At 45.4% G+C, this 20,247-nt stretch carries 16 protein-coding genes; all 16 read left to right on the top strand.

The genetic code is table 11. From position 1 onward, the window contains the following. Nucleotides 1–62: 62 nt before the first annotated feature. Nucleotides 63–1,298, top strand: coding sequence for a 2-oxoglutarate dehydrogenase complex dihydrolipoyllysine-residue succinyltransferase (odhB, locus tag AXE82_RS05620; protein ID WP_062332373.1), 1,236 nt, complete (start codon nt 63–65; stop codon nt 1,296–1,298). A gap of 87 nt (nt 1,299–1,385) precedes the next feature. Then, entirely contained in the window at nt 1,386–2,834 is a 1,449-nt protein-coding gene (gene lpdA / locus AXE82_RS05615; protein WP_062332370.1) for a dihydrolipoyl dehydrogenase, read from the top strand. Between the two features lie 221 nt (nt 2,835–3,055). Next, entirely contained in the window at nt 3,056–4,231 is a 1,176-nt protein-coding gene (sucC, locus tag AXE82_RS05610; protein WP_062332367.1) for an ADP-forming succinate--CoA ligase subunit beta, read from the top strand. Between the two features lie 87 nt (nt 4,232–4,318). After that, nucleotides 4,319–5,221 (top strand): succinate--CoA ligase subunit alpha, encoded by a 903-nt coding sequence (gene sucD / locus AXE82_RS05605; RefSeq protein WP_062332365.1) that lies wholly within the window; start codon nt 4,319–4,321, stop codon nt 5,219–5,221. A 213-nt stretch (nt 5,222–5,434) separates the two neighbouring features. Further along, on the top strand, nt 5,435–6,322 hold the full coding sequence (locus AXE82_RS05600) for a UTP--glucose-1-phosphate uridylyltransferase (RefSeq protein ID WP_062332362.1): 888 nt from the start codon (nt 5,435–5,437) through the stop codon (nt 6,320–6,322). Between the two features lie 17 nt (nt 6,323–6,339). Continuing rightward, the gene (gene pgi, locus AXE82_RS05595; protein WP_082741422.1) at nt 6,340–7,986 is read left to right on the top strand and encodes a glucose-6-phosphate isomerase; all 1,647 of its coding nucleotides are present in this window, start codon (nt 6,340–6,342) and stop codon (nt 7,984–7,986) included. Between the two features lie 28 nt (nt 7,987–8,014). After that, on the top strand, nt 8,015–9,277 hold the full coding sequence (locus AXE82_RS05590; RefSeq protein ID WP_062332360.1) for a UDP-glucose 6-dehydrogenase: 1,263 nt from the start codon (nt 8,015–8,017) through the stop codon (nt 9,275–9,277). An 8-nt stretch (nt 9,278–9,285) separates the two neighbouring features. After that, the gene (gene galE, locus AXE82_RS05585; protein WP_062332357.1) at nt 9,286–10,320 is read left to right on the top strand and encodes a UDP-glucose 4-epimerase GalE; all 1,035 of its coding nucleotides are present in this window, start codon (nt 9,286–9,288) and stop codon (nt 10,318–10,320) included. Between the two features lie 139 nt (nt 10,321–10,459). After that, nucleotides 10,460–11,566: an RNA-guided endonuclease InsQ/TnpB family protein gene (locus AXE82_RS05580; protein WP_062332341.1), complete on the top strand. Its 1,107-nt coding sequence runs from the start codon at nt 10,460–10,462 to the stop codon at nt 11,564–11,566. A 167-nt stretch (nt 11,567–11,733) separates the two neighbouring features. After that, nucleotides 11,734–12,693 carry a 16S rRNA (cytosine(1402)-N(4))-methyltransferase RsmH gene (gene rsmH, locus AXE82_RS05575; protein WP_062332338.1) on the top strand — a complete coding sequence of 320 codons (960 nt, stop codon included), beginning with the start codon at nt 11,734–11,736 and terminating at the stop codon, nt 12,691–12,693. 183 nt (nt 12,694–12,876) lie between these two features. Next, entirely contained in the window at nt 12,877–13,383 is a 507-nt protein-coding gene (gene ftsL / locus AXE82_RS05570) for a cell division protein FtsL (protein ID WP_228140526.1), read from the top strand. Between the two features lie 12 nt (nt 13,384–13,395). Further along, the gene (locus AXE82_RS05565) at nt 13,396–15,465 is read left to right on the top strand and encodes a peptidoglycan D,D-transpeptidase FtsI family protein (RefSeq protein WP_101965082.1); all 2,070 of its coding nucleotides are present in this window, start codon (nt 13,396–13,398) and stop codon (nt 15,463–15,465) included. A gap of 19 nt (nt 15,466–15,484) precedes the next feature. Continuing rightward, nucleotides 15,485–17,062, top strand: coding sequence for a UDP-N-acetylmuramoyl-L-alanyl-D-glutamate--2,6-diaminopimelate ligase (locus tag AXE82_RS05560; RefSeq protein WP_065252166.1), 1,578 nt, complete (start codon nt 15,485–15,487; stop codon nt 17,060–17,062). 14 nt (nt 17,063–17,076) lie between these two features. After that, a complete protein-coding gene (locus AXE82_RS12100) occupies nt 17,077–17,190 on the top strand; it encodes a histidine phosphatase family protein (RefSeq protein WP_115304574.1) in 114 nt (37 codons plus the stop codon). 62 nt (nt 17,191–17,252) lie between these two features. Then, nucleotides 17,253–18,734, top strand: a complete 1,482-nt coding sequence (locus tag AXE82_RS05555; protein WP_062332328.1) for a UDP-N-acetylmuramoyl-tripeptide--D-alanyl-D-alanine ligase — start codon at nt 17,253–17,255, stop codon at nt 18,732–18,734. 221 nt (nt 18,735–18,955) lie between these two features. Then, nucleotides 18,956–20,074, top strand: coding sequence for a phospho-N-acetylmuramoyl-pentapeptide-transferase (gene mraY / locus AXE82_RS05550; RefSeq protein ID WP_050324892.1), 1,119 nt, complete (start codon nt 18,956–18,958; stop codon nt 20,072–20,074). The last annotated feature ends 173 nt before the right edge of the window (nt 20,075–20,247 follow it).

The raw sequence follows: 20,247 nt of genomic DNA, 5'->3' as shown, positions 1-20,247 counted from the left end.
AAGACAACAATGAATTTAACCCATTAAAAATGAAAGAATGTGAAATTAACTAGGAGTTTTCCATGAGTGAGATTAAAGCCCCCGTATTCCCAGAATCCGTTGCTGACGGTACAATTGTTGCTTGGAATTTTAATGAAGGCGATCAAGTAAGCCGTGACGCTGTATTGTGTGAAATCGAAACCGATAAAGTTGTGATGGAAGTGGTGGCACAAGCTGACGGCGTGCTTAGCAAAATTCTTAAACAAGTTGACGACACAGTGCTTTCTGGTGAAGTCATCGGTGAGCTGACTGAAGGCGCAACCGCGGCTGCACCAGCAAGCCAACCTACTGAAACCCAAGCACCGGCTGCCCAAGCTGAAGCCGCGCCTGCAGCTGCACAACAAGCACCTAGCACTCAAGCGACTTCTGAAGCAGATTATAAAGACCAAAGCCCAGCAGTTCGTAAAGCCGCGAATACCACAGGCGTCAATCCTGCAGACGTTGAAGGTTCAGGTCGTGGCGGCCGTGTGACCAAAGAAGACATGGCAAACCCAACCTTAAAAGCCAACAATGCAATTAAAGCAGACAACGGTCAAGTGGTCGCCAATGCCGTCGGTCAACGCGTAGACAAACGTGTGCCAATGACGCGTTTACGTGCCCGTGTTGCTGAGCGTCTGTTAGCCGCTACCCAAGAAACTGCGATGTTGACCACGTTTAACGAAGTGAATATGAAACCTATCATGGACTTACGTGGTGAGTTCAAAGAGCGTTTTGAAAAACGTCATGGTGTAAAACTAGGCTTTATGTCATTGTTTGTAAAAGCTGCTACTGAAGCGTTAAAACGTTTCCCAGCGGTAAATGCCTCTATTGATGGCAGCGATATCGTTTATCATGGTTATTATGATGTAGGTGTTGCGGTATCGAGCGATCGTGGTCTTGTGGTGCCGGTATTACGTGACACTGACCAAATGGGTATGGCAGATATCGAACGTGCGATTGGTAACTATGCATCAAAAGCGCGTGAAGGTAAATTAGGCATTGAAGACATGACGGGTGGCACTTTCACCATTACCAATGGTGGTGTATTTGGTTCACTCATGTCAACCCCAATCATCAATCCACCACAAACAGCAATTTTGGGTATGCACGCTACAAAAGAACGCCCAATGGCGGTTAATGGCGAAGTGGTAATTCTACCTATGATGTACTTGGCATTGTCGTATGACCACCGTTTAATTGACGGTAAAGAAGCGGTACAGTTCTTGGTGACCATTAAAGAATTGGTCGAAAACCCAGCGATGTTACTTCTCGATTTATAATGAAAAAAGCCTGTATTAGCAAAGGTTGATACAGGCTTTTTTGTTTAACAACTTTAACAATAACAACTGAAATTTTTGGTGAAGATTATGAAAGAAAGCTATGATTTGGTAATTATCGGTGGTGGCCCTGGTGGCTACGAAGCAGCTATCCGTGCAGGTCAATTAGGTATGAGCGTGGCTTGTATCGAAAAACGTATTAATAAAGGTGAGCCAGCGTTAGGTGGTACCTGTTTGAACGTCGGTTGCATTCCTTCAAAAGCATTGCTAGACAGCTCACATCGCTATGAAGCAACCAAGCATGACTTAGCCGACCACGGTATAACCACAGGTGAAGTGGCGATTGACATCAGCAAAATGTTAAGTCGTAAAGACGCTATCGTTAAACAATTAACCGGTGGTGTGGCTGCATTGTTAAAAGGTAACGGTGCTGACTGGCTACAAGGTACAGGTAAATTACTTGATGGTAAAGGTGCGGATAAACAAGTTGAATTTACCCCATTAGATGGTTCTGCGCCTACTACTATTACCGCTAAAAATGTGATTTTAGCCTCTGGTTCTGTGCCCATTGACATCCCTGTTGCCCCGATTGATAACGAATATATCGTTGATTCAACCGGTGCGTTAGACTTTACCGAAGTGCCTGCGCGTCTAGGCGTCATTGGTGGTGGTGTGATTGGTCTTGAACTCGGTTCGGTATGGCGTCGTTTGGGTAGTGAAGTGGTAGTGTTTGAAGCCATGCCAGAATTTTTGGCAGCGGCAGACAAAGCGGTGAGCAAAGAAGCGGCAAAACTACTAAAAGCCCAAGGCATGGATATCCGTATTGATACCAAAGTTACTCAGGCTCAAGTAGAAAACGGTAAGGTACTGGTATCGTTTGATGCCAAAGGTCAAGCAGGACAAGAAACCTTCGATAAACTCATCGTTTGTGTGGGTCGCCGTGCTTATAAAGAAAACCTACTTGGCGAAAATTCAGGGGTGGAGCTTACTGAACGTGGTCTGGTAGCGGTGAATGACTTCTGTCAAACCAACCTTGATGGCGTCTATGCAATCGGTGACTTGGTGCGTGGTCCAATGCTGGCACACAAAGCGATGGAAGAAGGCATGATGGCAGTTGAACGTATTCATGGTGAAAAAGTTCAAGTCAATTATGACACCATTATTAGCGTGATTTATACACACCCAGAAATTGCATGGGTTGGCTTAACTGAAGAACAAGCCAAAGAGCAAGGTCATGAAGTCAAAACAGGTCAATTTAGCTTAGCTGCCAACGGCCGTGCGTTAGCCGCTGGTGAAGCTCAAGGCTTCATCAAAGTGGTTGCCGATGCCAAAACTGACCGTTTATTGGGTATGCATGTCGTGTCAGCGGGTGCAGGTGATATCGTTCATCAAGGCATGATTGCGATGGAATTTGTGTCAAGTATTGAAGACTTGCAGTTGATGACGTTTGCTCACCCAACCATTTCTGAAGCGGTACACGAGGCGGTGCTATCAGCGGATGGTCGTGCGATTCATGCGATTCAACGTAAGCGCAAGTAACCTAGTTCACAAGTAATTTGGCTCACAAGTAGCTTAGTTCACAAGTAACTTGACTCACAAGTAACTTAGTTTACAAGTAAATGGACTAACTAGTTTAAGCGTCAATAGTTTGGATAAAGCAAGTGAGCTAACTAGATTATCAAACATGTTAGCTCACTGTTGACCACACTATTCAAAAATAATTTTAAAACAATGTAAACCAAAACCGAGAGGATAAATTCATGAATTTACATGAGTATCAAGCCAAAGAATTATTAAAAAGCTATGGATTGCCCGTACAAGAAGGTATCATCGCTAAAAATGGCGACGAAGCCGCAGCAGCGTTTGATAAAATGGCAGGCAATGCCGGTGCCGTGGTTGTTAAAGCCCAAGTACATGCTGGTGGGCGTGGTAAAGCGGGCGGTGTAAAGATCGCTAAAACGCGTGAAGAAGCCAAACAAATTGCTGAAGAATTAATTGGTAAAAACTTGGTAACTTACCAAACTGACGCCAACGGTCAACCTGTTAACAGCGTACTTATCGCCGAAGACATGTATCCAATCGCAACTGAATTGTATTTAGGTGCAGTCGTAGACCGTTCAGCCCGTCGTGTGGTATTTATGGCGTCAACTGAAGGTGGTGTGGAAATTGAAAAAGTTGCCGAAGAAACCCCAGAAAAAATCTTGAAAGTAGAGGTTGACCCACTAGTGGGCTTACAACCTTGCCAAGCTCGTGAAGTGGCTTTCAAACTGGGTCTAAAAGACAAACAAATCAACGAATTTGCCAAATTGATGACAGGGGCTTATAAAGCCTTTACGGAAAATGACTTTGCGTTATTTGAAATCAATCCATTAGCGGTTCGTAAATCTGGTGAATTAGCCTGTGTTGACGCCAAAATCGGCATCGACTCAAATGCGCTTTATCGCCTACCAAAAATTGCTGAACAACGTGATAAATCACAAGAAAATGAGCGTGAATTAAAAGCTTCAGAATTTGACCTAAACTATGTTGCGCTTGAAGGTAACATCGGCTGTATGGTGAATGGCGCCGGTCTTGCGATGGCAACCATGGACATCATCAAACTATACGGCGGTCAACCTGCCAACTTCCTAGACGTAGGCGGCGGCGCGACCAAAGAACGTGTGGTCGAAGCGTTCAAATTGATTCTTGAAGACAAATCAGTCCAAGGCGTACTCATCAACATCTTTGGTGGTATCGTACGTTGTGACATGATTGCCGAAGCGATTATCGAAGCGGTGAAAGAAGTCAACGTTACCGTACCTGTGGTTGTGCGTCTTGAAGGTAATAATGCTGAAAAAGGTGCACAAATTCTACGTGATTCAGGTCTTAAATTAATTCCTGCTGAAGGTCTTTCTGAAGCCGGTCAAAAAATTGTTGATGCGGTTAATAATGCCTAATGAAGAAAGTATAGGCATGAGCGAGTGGGGCTATGTGCCCTACTGGTTAATCGTTTAAATCAAACATAAAAAGTAAAAGGAAAAACAATGAGCGTATTAGTTGGAAAAGACACTAAAGTATTAGTGCAAGGTTTCACAGGTAAAAACGGTACCCTACACTCAGAGCAATCAATTGCTTACGGTACCAACATCGTTGGCGGTGTGACCCCAGGTAAAGGCGGTACAACCCACCTTGACCGTCCAGTATTTGATACCATGAATGAGGCAGTAACAGCCACGGGTGCCAATGCCTCTGTTATCTTTGTACCAGCACCATTCGTATTAGACTCAATCGTTGAAGCGATTAACTCTGGCGTAAAATTGATTGTGGTCATCACCGAAGGCGTACCTACCCTAGATATGCTAAAAGCCAAACGTTACTTAGAAAACGTCAACGCTGACCTACAAGCCAAGGGCGAAGAAATCATCCGTATGGTAGGTCCAAACTGTCCAGGCGTCATCAGCCCAGGTAAATGCAAAATCGGTATCATGCCAGGTCACATTCACCAAGAAGGTAAAGTCGGTATCATCTCGCGTTCTGGTACATTGACGTATGAAGCGGTTGCCCAAACCACTAAACTTGGCTTTGGTCAATCAACCTGTATCGGTATCGGTGGTGACCCAATCCCAGGTATGAACCAAATCGATGCATTAAAATTGCTTCAAGACGACCCACAAACCGAAGCGATTGTATTGATCGGTGAAATCGGTGGTACGGCTGAAGAAGAAGCGGCTGCATACGTTAAAGACCACGTGACTAAACCCGTCATTGGTTATATCGCAGGTGTTACAGCACCAAAAGGTAAACGTATGGGACATGCCGGTGCGATTATCTCAGGTGGTAAAGGTACGGCGGAAGAAAAATTCAAAGCCTTTGAAGAGGCTGGTATTGCTTATACCCGTGACCCTTCAAAAATCGGTGAAAAAGTAAAAGAAGTCACTGGTTGGTAATCATCCGCTATTTTGACTAATCAAAAGCAGATAATTATTGGGTTATCTGCTTTTTTATTATCCGCTGGTGTTAGCCAACGCTGGTGTTAGCAAAATACCCTCAATCAATGTGAATAATGCCCTTAAAATATTCGGGCAGAAAAAATATTTGCCATAAAAATATGTTAAGCTTGATGTAAATTATTTGAACAACTTGTGTTATTAAGAGTCACTATGTCGACAAAAATCACTCACGCTGTTATTCCTGTGGCAGGGTTTGGCACGCGTATGTTACCACTATCAAAAGCCGTGCCAAAAGAGTTACTACCACTTGGCAATAAACCAGCCATTCAATACGTCGTTGAAGAAGCGATTGCCGCAGGTTTAACCAATATTGTCTTGGTCAATCATGCGCAAAAAACCGCCATTGAAAACTATTTTGACATCAATAGCGAGCTTGATACCCAGTTACGCGGTAAAGGCAAAGCGGCGCTAGCAGATAGTTTAAACTGGCTACCTGCAGGGGTCACGGTTACCAGTGTACGCCAAGGCAAACCGTTAGGGTTAGGGCATGCTGTGTTGCAAGCCCGTGCCATTGTAGGTGATGAACCGTTTGCTGTGCTATTACCGGATGTGATTTTAAACCCTTATAATACTGACTATACTCAGCAGAATTTAGCCTACATGCTACAGCAGTTTGCCAAGCAGCAGCATTCACAGATATTGGTTGATCCAGTCAAAGAAAGTGATATTTCTAAATATGGCATTGCCAAGTTAGCCAGCACACAAATGGTAGCAAAGTCTGGACAAAACCAGTCATTTGCTGTGACGGGGTTTGTGGAAAAACCCAAAGCTGAGGATGCGCCTTCTAACTTGGCTGTCGTTGGGCGCTATGTGTTTAATAATGCTATTTTTGATTATCTAGCCAACACGCAGCCAAGTGTGGGTGGGGAAATTCAGCTGACCGATGCCATTGATGCGCTCATTAGCACGCAAGGGGTAGACGTGGTTAGCATGGTGGGTAATAGCTTTGATGCAGGTGACATGAATAGCTACTTACAAGCCATGGGTTATTTTGCCACCCAATTGGGTATTGAAGCATTTCAACATACAGCAAATTAATATAGGGTCATAGACGAATGTCAACCGATACAAGTGCGAATCGTACATGGCAAACACTGTCTATCCAAGCAGATAGTATGCCCACGCTTAATCAATTGTTTAGCCAACAATCCAATCGCGGCTCACAGTACCGCGTTGCTGCGTGCGACATGATCATGGATTTTAGTAAACAAAAAATTGATGAAGCTGTGCTTAGCAATTTAATCACCCTGGCAAATGAGCGTGAGTTAGCGCAACAAATCCATCGGCTGATGACAGGTGAAATCGTGAACGATACTGAGCATCGTCCGGCATTGCATACCGCGTTAAGACAGCCACAAGGTGAGCAAGTTTGGGTCGAAGGTATCAATGTCATTGAGCAGGTGCATACCAGCTTACAAAAAGCGGAAAAGTTGGTAGAGCGGATTCGTAATGGGATCTGGCGTGGTTATTCTGGTCAGGCAATCACCGATGTCGTGAATATCGGCGTCGGCGGCTCAGATCTAGGGCCAGTGATGGCAACAACAGCCCTAAAAGAATGGACAGATACCGCTATCAGTGTGCATTTTGTCTCCAATATGGATGGCACCCAGCTTGATAGTTTGCTTAAGGTATTAAATCCGCAAACCACGCTGTTTATTATTTCGTCGAAATCATTTTCCACCATTGATACGCTGTCCAACGCCAAGACGGCGATGTCGTGGTTGTTAGCCAGTCATGATAACAAAGCCACTATTTTGCGTCGTCATTTTATTGGGATTTCTACCAAAGCCGATAAGATGTCAGAGTGGGGTATTCATGTCGATAACCAACTCATGCTCTGGGATTGGGTTGGGGGTCGATTCTCTATGTGGTCGGTGATTGGACTGGCGATTGCCATAAAAATTGGCATGCACAATTTTTATGAATTGCTAGCAGGTGCCTATGAGATGGATCGGCATTTTGCCACCGCCGATTTTACTCAAAACATGCCTGTGTTGTTAGGGCTACTCGGTGTTTGGAACAGTACGTTTTTGCACATTAATGCCCATACGGTGTTACCTTATGATGGTCGGTTATCTTTTTTCCCCAACTACTTAACCCAGCTTGAGATGGAGAGTAACGGTAAATCCGTCAATCGCCAAGGTGAGGCAGTGGCTTACAGTACTTGTCCGATTTTGTGGGGTGATATTGGCTCCAATGCCCAGCATGCGTTTTATCAGTTGCTGCATCAAGGCACACAGGCAGTCAGTTGTGATTTTATTGCGCCCATCAAACGCTACGCAGATGCCCAAACAATCAATAAAAACTTGCTTGAGCAGCATGGACTTTCGCTTGCCAACTGCTTAGCGCAAAGCCAAGTGCTGGCGTTTGGCAATGCCGCCATCAAAGACAGCAATAATGGTGTGGATAAATTCAAACATTATCGCGGCAATCAGCCATCAACGACCATTCTACTCAAACAGCTGACCCCAAGAACGTTAGGGTCATTGATTGCGCTGTATGAACACAAAGTATTTGTTATGTCAGTCATTTGGCAGATTAACCCATTTGACCAGTGGGGGGTTGAAGTGGGTAAAGTGATGGCTAATGCCGTCTTTGATGCCTTGGTATCAACGCAAGAATTATCGCCGCAACAAGCGCAGCCATTTGATAGCTCAACCAATCAGTTGCTAAATACCATTAAAACAACCTTTGCAAGCTGATGATAGATAGGGATAAAAGAAGAAAACAATGACAAAAACTGTATATGTAATTGGCAGTACCAATGAATCAATCAATGCCTGTATTTTGCTTGCCACCCTTCAATACCAAGTCAGGCTATTGACCGATGATGATAGCCTTCAGCAGGTCATGAATGATTACCAGTTTGATCGGCAGATGGTGCTACTGTGGCAGTTGTACCAATCTCAAGGCAACATCGTTACCCAGCCTTTGCCAACCCATGATTTTTCAGCCTATGTCAGCGCAGATGATATTTGGTTGTTTGTCGATGGTGTATCAGCGCAGGCGCTTGCGCAATTTGGCTCATTTCACTTTAACCCAACGACCCAGATTATCATCAGCGGTGTCAAAGCCATTGGTGAGATTGAACAATTCGCGCGCAAATTGACGACTACTTGGGTGTATTATCTTCCGTTTATTTTTATGAAAGATGGGGCGAATTTTAGTTCTTTTTTCCAAGCCGATTTGGCACTGATTGGTGAAAAAACGCAAGGCAGTAGCGCGCACAACAACATTTTGCTATTTTTTATTGAAAAAAGTGACAAGCACTTTATTACCGATATCAAAACAGCAGAATTTGCGCGTAGTAGTATCATGGGAATGCTGGCAACACGTTTGTCTTTCATGAATGAAATGGCACGTCTCGCCGCCAGTGAACAGGTCAATATCAAACAAGTCGAGCAAATCCTTGGGCTTGATAAACGCATTGGTAAAGATTATCTCAAAGCAGGTTGGGGATTTGGTGGTAAGTCATTACCGCTAGAATTGGATTTTTTGATTGATGGCTTTAAGCACAATCAAGTAGAGACATCATTGCTTGAGGCGGTAAAATCGATTAATGAAGACCAAAAAGAACTGATTTTCCGTGAATTTTGGCAATATTTTGATGGCTTTATCGAAAATAAAACGGTGATGATTTGGGGCTCAGGCTATCGTAATGGTACCGGACGCACCACCCATTCAGCGTTTCATCCACTGATTAAATTATTATGGTCATACAATATCAAGACGATTGTGTATGCCAACAATACCAAAGAAGAATTGTTAGAGTTATACGGTAATCATCCGCTGTTTTCATTGACCGATGATGCCTATGCGCCGCTCACGCAAGTGCAAGCGTTGTTTATTGTCAATTGGTCGCTACCAATCAAACCAGATATCAATCGTTTAAATAACATTGCATTACCCATTTTTGATGCAAAAAATACGTTAACCGAACCACAAATTCAGCAGCTCGTGGGTTTTTATACGGGTATAGGCTGTAAAAAATAGGCAAAACAATGACCAATCAAAGCAAAAAAATCTTAGTGACTGGCGGCGCAGGCTATATTGGCTCACATACATTAATTGAGCTAATTGCCGCAGGATTCACCCCTGTGGTGTATGATAATTTATCCAATAGTAGCCAGACTTCGCTGGCGCGCGTCCAACAAATTGTAGGGCAGCCTATTGAATTTATCGAAGGCGATATTTTGGACACACAGCTGCTTGCCAAAACCTTTGCCGCGCATGATTTCACTGCGGTGATTCATTTTGCAGGGCTAAAGGCGGTCGGTGAATCGGTTGCCAAGCCACTGTGGTATTATCAAAACAATGTCGCAGGCACGCTGAACTTACTGGATGCGATGACGCAAGCCAATGTCAAAAACTTGATTTTCTCGTCATCCGCAACCGTCTATGGCGACCCAGAAGCCTTGCCGATTGTCGAGTCCTCACCGCGTTCTGCCACCAATCCATATGGGCAAAGCAAGCTGATGATTGAATATATGCTCGAAGACTTGGCAAAATCAGATAACCATTGGCAATTAATTTCACTGCGCTATTTTAATCCCATTGGTGCCCACCATACCGGAACCATAGGGGAAAATCCCAATGGCATTCCAAACAATTTGATGCCGTATGTCAGCCAAGTGGCAGTGGGTAAGCTGCCGCAATTAAGCGTGTTTGGCAATGATTATGATACTGTGGATGGGACAGGCGTGCGAGATTACATCCATGTGGTTGATTTGGCAAAAGGGCATGTCGCCGCTTTACAGTATTTGGAACAGCAAACCCAGCTCGGATTTGAGCCGATTAACTTGGGTACAGGTAAAGGGACATCTGTATTAGAATTGGTCAATGCCTTTATCAAAACTACCGGTCAACCCGTGCCTTATAGCATAGCGCCAAGACGACCTGGCGACATTGCCAGTTGTTATGCCAGTAGTGATAAAGCCAAGCATCTGTTGGGCTGGCAAGCCGAGTTTGATATCGAGCGTATGTGTACCGACACTTGGCGTTGGCAAAGCCAAAACCCTAATGGCTATGACGATTAGGCGCTCCTTTAATACTGGCGATGGCGAGTATTAACGACGGTTTTATCAGCCGTTGCCGTAAAACCACCGACTTTAGGCGGTGGATATAAGGCAACTTGTACACTATAACGCTTGCATAAATTTTGCTAAAATAATTTGCATGAAAACACTCAAGCTACGCATACGAGATAAATACACAGCAAAGCTTAACCGCCTAAGTGGTTTGGTTAATTTCGTATGGAACTACGTTAATGCGTTAAGCTATGAGCATCTTAAGCGTACTGGCAAATTCTTTAGTGCTTACGACCTAAACGAATACACCAAAGGTAGCGGTGAGTTACTTGGTTTACACTCGCAAACCATTCAAGCCATCAATGAAACCCACGCCAAATCGCGTCGCCAATTCAAAAAAGCCAAACTAAACTGGCGAACCAACAACCCAAATTCAAAACGTAAATCATTAGGCTGGCTACCGTTTAAACAATCTGCCATCAAACACATCGCCACACACCAAACAGGTAAAAAAGGCTTAAAATCCACCTTGCAACTAAGCCTAGCCAAAGGGCAAAAGCTAATCATCGACCTATGGGACAGCTACAACCTTAGCCTATACCAAATCAACACATGCGAATTGGTACAAGACAGCCGTAACCGTTGGTATGCCTGTATCACCGTCAAAGACTACCCCAAGACACAATGCGGAACGGGTAGCGTAGGCATTGACTTAGGGCTTAAAGACAGTGCCACTATCTCAAGCGGTGACAAACTCACCATCAAGCAAACGCTCAAATATGCCAAAGATTTAGCCATTGCTCAAAGAGCTAAAAACAAACAACGTGTCAAAGCGATTCATGCCAAAATCAAACATACACGCCAAGACCTCATCCATAAATTCACCACCCAATTAGTTAAAGATAATGCGCTAATCGTGGTCGGTGATATTCAGAGTAATCAATTTAATAGTAAAAAAGGCAAACTCGCCAAATCGGTTTACGATGCAGGCTGGTTTGAACTGAAACGACAACTGACCTACAAATGCGAGAACGCAGGTTGCCGTTTTGAAATCGTGAATGAGAGATACACGACCCAGCGATGTTCGTGTTGCGGTGAAATCACCGCCAATAGTCCGAAAGGTAGAAAATCGCTTGGAATAAGAGAATGGATATGTGCTTCGTGTGGCACATGGCATGATAGAGATATTAATGCCAGTAAGAACATTCTTGCGGTCGGGCTTGACCGTCTTGCAGAAGGAATCCCCTTGCTTTAGCAAGGGGAGGAAGTCAACATAAAAACCTCGTCAAGGTTATGATTTTACTTGACCCTAGGCTTGCTTCAGCGATAATAGGGGATTAGATAAAGTATGATTTTTAGTTGTTTTCACCCTAGCGATTGTTTAGCGAATTTGTTTTTTCTTACTGTCCCATTGAGCCTGTTATGACCATTAGCGCACCTGAATTTATCCATGAAACTGTTTTGCTAAAAGAAACGGTGGCAAGTGTGCTCAATGTAACTGTAGCGGAGCTAGAAACAGGAACCGTCAAAAAAACCGGCACCTTTGTCGATGCGACATTTGGGCGCGGCGGGCACAGCCGATTGCTGTTAGCTTATTTGGATAAAGACAGTCGTCTGCTCGTATTTGATAAAGATCCCCAAGCCATACAAACGGCACAAGCATTGGCAGCCAGTGATGCGCGCGTGATAGTGATTCATGATAGTTTTGCCAAGCTGCAAGAAAATCTGCAGCGATTAGGGATTGAACAGGTCGATGGGATTATGGCAGATTTGGGCGTGTCCTCGCCGCAGCTGGATGACGGTAGCCGCGGCTTTAGCTTTATGCGCGATGGTGCGGTCGATATGCGCATGGATACCACCCGTGGCGAATCGGTCGCCCAATGGTTAAAACGCGTGGATGAAACCGTGCTTGCCGATGTGCTGTATAACTATGGCGAAGAACGACACAGCCGCCGTATTGCAAGGGCAATCAAACAAATGGACCACTACGATTCTACCCTAGCGCTGGCAGAAGCCATCAAACAGGCGCATCCCAACTGGCAAAAAGGCAAGCACCCTGCCACCCAAAGTTTTCAAGCCATGCGTATTTTTATCAATAATGAACTCGGTGATATTGACAGCTTTTTGGATCAATCGCTTATGGCGCTTAACGTAGGGGGACGCTTGGCGGTGATTAGTTTTCATTCGCTAGAAGACCGCATCATCAAGCAGTTTTTGCAAAAACACAGTAAAGGTCAATATCCTGAAGATGCCAATTTGCCGATGCCACCCAAACGCCCAAAACTGCTATCTAAACCTGAGCGTGTCGCCCCGTTGGATACGGAAATAAAAACCAACCCGCGCGCCAGAAGTGCTTGGCTTCGTTCCGCCACCCGACTGTAAAAATCGCCGTTTTTGTAACATGATATTTATAACAGACAATAAAAAACGATTGCATTAACCAAACTTAGATGGGTTGCGTTATAATGACTTGTTTTACCTTGATACCCTGCTCTTTGATATAAAAAGCTCTTTGATATAAAAATGCCAAAATCTCAGCCCCTGCCTCCCATGACGAGTGACCCCATGTCAAATGGCCGCGATAACCAAAATTCGCCGAAAAAAACGCGTCTTTTCTCCGCCAAAAATAAAGAAGCTACGGTAAAAAATAATACGACGATGAAAAAAAGCAGTGAAGGCTTGGGTGCCAGTATTAGCGAGATGCTCGATACTGAGTATCGCGGCGTTAGTCTATATACGGTTGCGATGATGCTATTAGTGATTGCGATTTTGTGGACAGGGGTGAGCGTCGTCGAGCAAATCCAAACTTATCACCAACAATATGGCGAGCTGCAAAAACTCAAAAAACAATTTCGCCAGCTGCAAATGGAACACCAACGTATGCTGATTGAGCAGCAAACCTTTAGCGCTACCCCGCAAGTGACCAAGCGCGCGGTGACTGAACTCAATATGTTTTACCCTAACTTGTCCGATCGTATGATTATTCACGACAACAAAGTCACGGTATTTACTAGTGACGCCAGCAGCAACGAGTCAAATACTCCAGCTATCAATCCAGAAAACCAGCATTGATGAGGCAACCGCGTGACTACTCGCAATAAAAAATCGATACCCACCAAAGTTGCCAATGCCATGTCAGGGCGACCCACCAAAGTGCCTGTGCTCAAAGTCACTGCCCCTAAAATCAATGCGTCAAAGCGTCGTAGTGGTGCCTCACGCCAAGGCAGTATTGAAGAAGATGCCATTCGCTTTAAGTCCATTTGGATAGCGATGGGGCTGGTATTTGTGGCGATTTTTGGGCGATTGGCATACATCCAAGTCATTAATAAGTCCTACTATCAAGGTAAAGGTAATTCGCTCATTACCACCGTCAAAAAAGAGCCTTCTTACCGGGGGATGATCACCGACCGCAATAACATGCCGCTTGCGATTTCAGCGCCATTAACCTCTGCGTATTTTAGCCCGCATGATTATGCGGTGGAATACTATGAGCTCAAAGGGCGCCAGCAAGAATTGCAAAAGTCTAAACCGAGTAAATCAGTCAGTCGTGAGCTTGAGCGGGTTGCAAAACGTTTGCAAAACATGGATTTAGCCAAACTTTCGGCATTGACAGGCATTAGTGTCAGCGAATTTAAAAATGCGGTGCGTATCAATGACAATATCAATCTTGCCGATAAAGAGGCGGTAAAAGCCGTATTGCCCACGGGCGCAGGGTCGCATTATTTTCCATTGATGAAAAATGTGCAACCTGAAGCGGCACAGCCGCTCATTGATGCCAATTTTGCTGGGGTCAGTACCGAGACGTTTTATCAGCGCTACTACCCACAGCCACAGCCCAATGCCCACTTATTGGGCTTTATGGCGCGTACCAACATGACAGATGGCACGCATTATCAAGGGCAAGCTGGGGTAGAGCGCGTATTTAATGACATGCTATCGGGCAAAGATGGTGAAGTCATGGTCATGCGTGATGCCAAAAACAACAGCATTAAAGAAATCGAACAAGTCAAACCTGAAGTCGCTGGCAAGGATTTACAATTAACCGTTGATTCACGGCTACAATACATCTTGTACCAAGAGCTTGAAAAAGTCGGACGTGTACAGCAAGCGCGCTGGGCAGCGGGCATGATTGTCGATGTCAACTCCGGTGAAGTGATGGCGATGTCCAACTGGCCGTCGTTTAACGCCAATGACTTAAATAGCTTGTCCAATGAAAACCAGCGTAACCATGCGGTGATGGATGTATTTGAACCCGGTTCGGTGATGAAACCCATCACCGTTGCCGCGGGTTTAAAGTCAGGACAATACAATGCCAACTCACTGATTAATACCAGTCCAGGTAGCATGGTGGTGCAAGGGTATACTATTCGTGACCATGGCAATTTAGGTACCATTAGTCTGCGTACCCTACTGCAAAAATCGAGTAATATCGGCTCAGCAAAAATTGCCCTTTCTTTGCCTGCCACCGCGATGAGTGATACGCAAAAAGCCTTTGGCTTTGGCGCAAAAACCAACCTAAAATTACCCGGTGAGTCCGCAGGCCTAGTGCCAACGCCTGAGCAAAACGAAATCGCACGCCGCGCAACTGTATCTTACGGTTACGGTCTACAAGTCACGCTGGCGCAGCTTGCGCAAGCTTACAGTGTGTTAGGTGCAGGTGGCGTGATGCATCCGTTGACGCTGCTTAAAAGTACCCGTGATAACGCGCTTAATAGCAGTAGTACCAATAATGTCTCCGTCCCTTTTGCCAAACCTGCTGCCAAGCAAGTCATCAAAACCAGCGATGCACTTACCATTGTCGACATGATGACGTCAGTCACTGAGCCTGGTGGTACGGCAACCTTAGCCGCCATCGATGGCTATCGTGTGGCGGGTAAAACCGGTACGGCAAGACGCACCAATCCCAAAGGCGGTTATTACAATGACCAATACCGCACCGCGTTTGTCGGTATTGCCCCTGCTTCCAACCCACGTTTTGTGGTCGCCATCATGGTTGAAGACCCGCGTGTGCACAAATTTGGTGGTTTAGTTGCAGCACCCGTGTTCCGCAGTGTGATGAAAGAAGCCTTGCGTTTGTACAATGTACCGTTTGACAAGCCGCTATCGGGTAAAGAAACCACTGCCGCCAGCATCGAAAGTGTCAATGACTTATAACAACCCTATGGAAAAAGCTATGATTACGTTGCAACCGATGATGTCTGCGCTATCGCTACCAGAAAGCGTGCGACAACTGTTAAACCCTGTCATGAACCAACCATTTGGTCAGTTTGTGGTCGATAGCCGTCAAGTGGGTCAGGGCGATGTATTTGTGTTGCTTAAAAGTCAAAACGCGACCGACAGCATCGATTTAGAAAAAGTTGCAGCTTATCTTGCCCAAGTCGCAGACAAAGCGGCGTTTGTGTTATCAGAAATTGATGTATCCGCGATCCAGTCGCAGTTTATGTTGCCGATTATTTATTTGCCCACCATTCGTGATTTTTTAGGTTCTCTCATTCAAACCAGTTTGCAACAGCAACATCCCACCAAGTTGCCTGCGGTCATCGCGGTGACAGGCACCAATGGCAAGACCACGGTAAGCCAACTGGTCGCCCAGCTTATCAGCCAATCGGGCATCAAAACTGCGGTCATGGGCACGGCAGGTAATGGCGTGCTTGGTGAAAAAGGGCAGCCCAATCTTACCCCAAGTACCCACACCACCCTAGAAGTCTTTAATCTACACCATGCCATTGATGATTTTGCCAAGCAAGACGTACAAGCCTTAGCCATTGAAGCCAGCTCTCACGGGTTACACCAGCAGCGCTTGCAAGGCGTCCCTGTCAACGTGGCGATATTTACCAATTTAAGTCGTGATCATCTCGACTATCATACTGACATGGACGATTATGCGCAGGCGAAAGCGCGACTGTTTGATAAAGCACATTTTCCCACCCTCACTCACGCGATTATTAATTTAGATGATGAATTTAGTGAATTGATGATTGAGGCAGCCAACGCCTCTAATTTAACCGTGTGGACGTATAGTTTGACCAATGACCAAGCCGATTTTTTTGCCAAAACTATTCTGCCTAGTTTGCAAGGGGGTGATTTGATCATTGCTCTTTCAAAAGCTGTCACGCCACAAAGTGAATTAAGGGTGAACAGTCCATTATTAGGGCGATTTAATGTGGCCAATTTGTTAGCGAGTATCGCAGGCGCCTTAGCGTTATCGCAAAGTGCCGCGATGGGATTGAGTGTGTCGCAAATCCAAGCGGCAGTGCCAATGCTTCGCGGCGCCACAGGTCGTATGGATCGGGTGCCATCGACCAGCAGCTGTTTTATCGTGGATTATGCGCATACGCCAGATGCGCTAGAGCAGGTGTTGACCAGTTTAAAATCGCATTGTATAGGTGAGCTGTGGGCAGTATTTGGCTGTGGTGGCGACCGTGATAAGGGTAAACGTCCCCTGATGGCGCAAGCAGGACTTCGCCTAGCTGACAAAGTGATTTTGACTGCCGATAACCCACGCAGTGAAGACCCCAACGCGATTTTGAACGATATGCAAGCGGGCATGACTTGTGAGCAGCACTATCAAGCCATTATCGAGCCAGACCGTCAAAAGGCGATTGAATATGCGGTGCAACATGCCAAGCCTAGCGATATCGTGGTGATTGCAGGCAAAGGGCATGAAACCTATCAAGAAATCAAAGGGGTACGCTACGATTTTGATGATAAAGTGGTGGTAAAAAATGCCATTGACAAATTTGGCAAATAACTTAGCCTAGCATCATGAAAAAAATCTACCTAATCCGTCATGCCCAAAGCCAGTCCAATGCAGGGCAAGCCGTGCGCCCCAATCATGCCATCAATCTTACTGACGTTGGCAAGACGCAAGCGCAATGATGGGCAAGATGACAAGATTCGCTAGTAATAAACTATAAAGAGACCCCAATAAAGAGACCCCAATGACTGCATATATTTGGCAATCTGCCAACTTAACCGAAGCGGTGAAAGACCTAAACCCAACCTTTCACAGTGATTTTACCCAGACATCGACAAGAATTATCACCGATACCCGCAAAATCGAACAAGGCGATATTTTTCTAGCCATCCAAGGCGACAACTTTGACGGCCATGATTATGTACAAACTGCCAAAGATAAAGGCGCGGTCCTAGCGATTGTCAGCCGTGCAGTCGAAAGTGACTTGCCGCAACTTATCGTGACTGATACAAAATTGGCACTCGGCAAATTAGGTGCTTATCGCCGTGACCAACATCCCAATCTAAAAGTCGTCGCGATTACAGGCTCTAGCGGTAAAACCTCCGCCAAAGAAATGCTCGGCAGTATTTTAAACCGTATTGCGCCGACACTTATCACCCGCGGCAATCTCAACAATGATTTGGGCGTGCCGATGATGCTGCTAGAGCTGACCGATGACCATCGCTATGCCGTGATGGAGCTTGGCGCCAATCATGTCGGAGAGATTGCTTATACCACCCAGCTTGTCAAGCCCGATGTCGCTTGTGTGCTCAATATCGGCACGGCACATTTGGGGGAGTTTGGCGGGCGTGATAATATCGCCAAGACCAAATCTGAGATTTTTCAAGGGTTAAGTGACACAGGTACAGCGATTGTGCCATTTGGTGATGATTATTTTGATACGCTATTCAGTAATGCCCAACAATTTACCCAAAATATTCTAACCTTTGGCGAGCGTGACGTGTCCTTGGCGGATGCTGGCGTGGATATGCAACAAGCCAAAGAAATTGGCTTAACAGATGAAGATACGGTGCTACTGATGGGCGATGTGTTTGCCGATGATGTAGAAGTTGGTAATACCAGTACCTTTAGCCTAAATTTCAATTTTGACATTGATGAAATCGAGAGTCAAAACGTCACTTTAAACTTTGCAGGTGAACACAACATCAGCAATGCCTTAGCCGCTGCGGCCTGTGCGCAAGCCTTGGGGCTGTCGATTGATGATATTGCCAAAGGACTTGATGCCGCCAAACCTGCCAAAGGTCGACTCAATTTTATTGAGTTTGGCAAATATACTTTAATTGATGATACTTATAATGCCAATCCCAGTGCCGTCGTTGCTGCTACGCAAGTATTGGTGAGCCAAGGTGCGCCTACCATGTTGGTGTTGGGCGATATTGGTGAGTTGGGTGATGCCGCGCAGGAGGAGCATCGCAAGCTCGGTGAGGCTATTGCCGCCTCTGGCGTGACTGTGCTGTATACGGTGGGGGAGTTGACGCCTGTTACCGTCGCGCAAGCGCAAGCATACGGCATGCAAGCACAGGCATATCCAGATAAAGCCACCCTACTTGCGGCGATCAAAGATAAGTTAGCGAGTAGTGATGACGCCTGGCATATCTTGTTTAAAGGCTCACGCTATATGATGATGGAGCAGGTAATGGACGAGTTAACCGGTCAGCCATCCTAACTAAAAACAGCGCTTTCATCAGCCATTTGATAAAAATTGGCTGATTTTTTGTAAATTTTTACTTAAAATAGTCAACTTTTCATGATGGGTTTTTGATGATGAGTCAACGTGAGACAGTTTTTATAGATAGTTTTCACAGCAAATTTTTATTTATCTTATCATGATAATGACAGGGACCTTAAGCCCCTGTTTTTACCCAGAACCCCCTAAGGAGTCCACTCGTGCTATTGTGGTTATTTGAATGGCTAAGCCAATTTTATTCCCCATTTTCGGCTGTGTCATCGCTGACCTTACGCGTTTTATTAGCGGTGCTGACTGCGCTGGGTATCAGTATGGTATTTGGTGGCCGCGTCATTGAACGGCTGCGTGCGCTCAAATATGGACAAGCCATTCGTAACGATGGTCCACAGAGTCACCTTGCCAAAACAGGCACACCCACCATGGGCGGGATTTTAATTTTAGGCAGTATTTTGGTGACCACGCTACTGTGGGCGAATCTAACCAACCCTTACGTATGGATTTTGATGGTGGTGTTGGTGATTTTTGGCGCGGTGGGCTGGGCAGATGACTGGCTAAAAATCAAATATAAAGACCCAAAAGGCTTGATTGCACGCAAAAAATATTTTTGGTTGTCAGTTGGCGCTTTATTTGTGGGTGTGTCCTTGTACTGGATTGCCAGTCAGCAGCCGCATGTGGCGACAGCTCACGCCATGCAAGATTTACTGATTCCGCTGTTTAAAAACGTGTCGATTCCTTTCTCCGCTGTACCATTGGGTTTGGCATTTATTATCTTTACCTATTTTGTGATTAATGGCACCTCAAATGCGGTCAACTTAACCGATGGTTTGGATGGTCTCGCCATTTTTCCTGTGGTGTTGGTCGCCGCAGGTTTAGGGGTGTTTGCTTATGTGTCAGGGGATTTTCGCTTTGCTGAATATCTCCACGTGCCCTATATTGCTTATAATAGCGATGTGACAGTCGTATGTGGTGCCATGGTCGGGGCGGGCTTAGGGTTTTTATGGTTTAATGCGCATCCCGCCCAAGTGTTTATGGGTGATGTTGGTGCATTAGCGTTAGGCGCAATGCTTGGCACCATTGCCGTGATGACGCGCCAAGAGATTGTGCTGTTCATCATGGGTGGTTTATTTGTGGCAGAAGCGGTATCGGTCATGCTACAAGTAGGCTCTTACAAACTGCGTAAAAAACGCATCTTTCGCATGGCGCCGCTGCATCACCATTTTGAAGAAGGCGGCTGGAAAGAAACCCAAGTGGTTACCCGTTTTTGGATTATTACCATTGTCTTGGTTATTTTAGGGCTGATGACGTTAAAACTTCGCTAACTTTGCTAACTTTGCTACGCTCGCTAACGGCGCTTTGCATCAAATGGCATCTTTGGATGTCATTTTTTTTGTCTGTATTTATTTGCGCATGTGCAAAAAATTAAATATGTTATAATTTTTCTATGGTGATGACTAAATTATATGCAGGAATTTTGATGACAAGCCACTGATAT

The sequence above is a fragment of the Moraxella osloensis genome, from assembly GCF_001553955.1.
Classification (GTDB): Bacteria; Pseudomonadota; Gammaproteobacteria; order Pseudomonadales; family Moraxellaceae; genus Faucicola; species Faucicola osloensis.
This window is presented reverse-complemented; position numbering and strand designations above follow the sequence as displayed.

Excerpts from the sequence above, each read along its gene's own strand:
- rsmH (WP_062332338.1), top strand. The coding sequence starts at position 11,734 with ATGACCATTAGCGCACCTGAATTTATCCATGAAACTGTTTTGCTAAAA.
- ftsL (WP_228140526.1), top strand. The coding sequence starts at position 12,877 with ATGTCAAATGGCCGCGATAACCAAAATTCGCCGAAAAAAACGCGTCTT.
- AXE82_RS05580 (WP_062332341.1), top strand. The coding sequence starts at position 10,460 with ATGAAAACACTCAAGCTACGCATACGAGATAAATACACAGCAAAGCTT.
- AXE82_RS05560 (WP_065252166.1), top strand. The coding sequence starts at position 15,485 with ATGATTACGTTGCAACCGATGATGTCTGCGCTATCGCTACCAGAAAGC.
- odhB (WP_062332373.1), top strand. The coding sequence starts at position 63 with ATGAGTGAGATTAAAGCCCCCGTATTCCCAGAATCCGTTGCTGACGGT.
- AXE82_RS12100 (WP_115304574.1), top strand. The coding sequence starts at position 17,077 with ATGAAAAAAATCTACCTAATCCGTCATGCCCAAAGCCAGTCCAATGCA.
- AXE82_RS05555 (WP_062332328.1), top strand. The coding sequence starts at position 17,253 with ATGACTGCATATATTTGGCAATCTGCCAACTTAACCGAAGCGGTGAAA.
- AXE82_RS05600 (WP_062332362.1), top strand. The coding sequence starts at position 5,435 with ATGTCGACAAAAATCACTCACGCTGTTATTCCTGTGGCAGGGTTTGGC.
- pgi (WP_082741422.1), top strand. The coding sequence starts at position 6,340 with ATGTCAACCGATACAAGTGCGAATCGTACATGGCAAACACTGTCTATC.
- lpdA (WP_062332370.1), top strand. The coding sequence starts at position 1,386 with ATGAAAGAAAGCTATGATTTGGTAATTATCGGTGGTGGCCCTGGTGGC.
- sucD (WP_062332365.1), top strand. The coding sequence starts at position 4,319 with ATGAGCGTATTAGTTGGAAAAGACACTAAAGTATTAGTGCAAGGTTTC.
- sucC (WP_062332367.1), top strand. The coding sequence starts at position 3,056 with ATGAATTTACATGAGTATCAAGCCAAAGAATTATTAAAAAGCTATGGA.
- galE (WP_062332357.1), top strand. The coding sequence starts at position 9,286 with ATGACCAATCAAAGCAAAAAAATCTTAGTGACTGGCGGCGCAGGCTAT.
- AXE82_RS05590 (WP_062332360.1), top strand. The coding sequence starts at position 8,015 with ATGACAAAAACTGTATATGTAATTGGCAGTACCAATGAATCAATCAAT.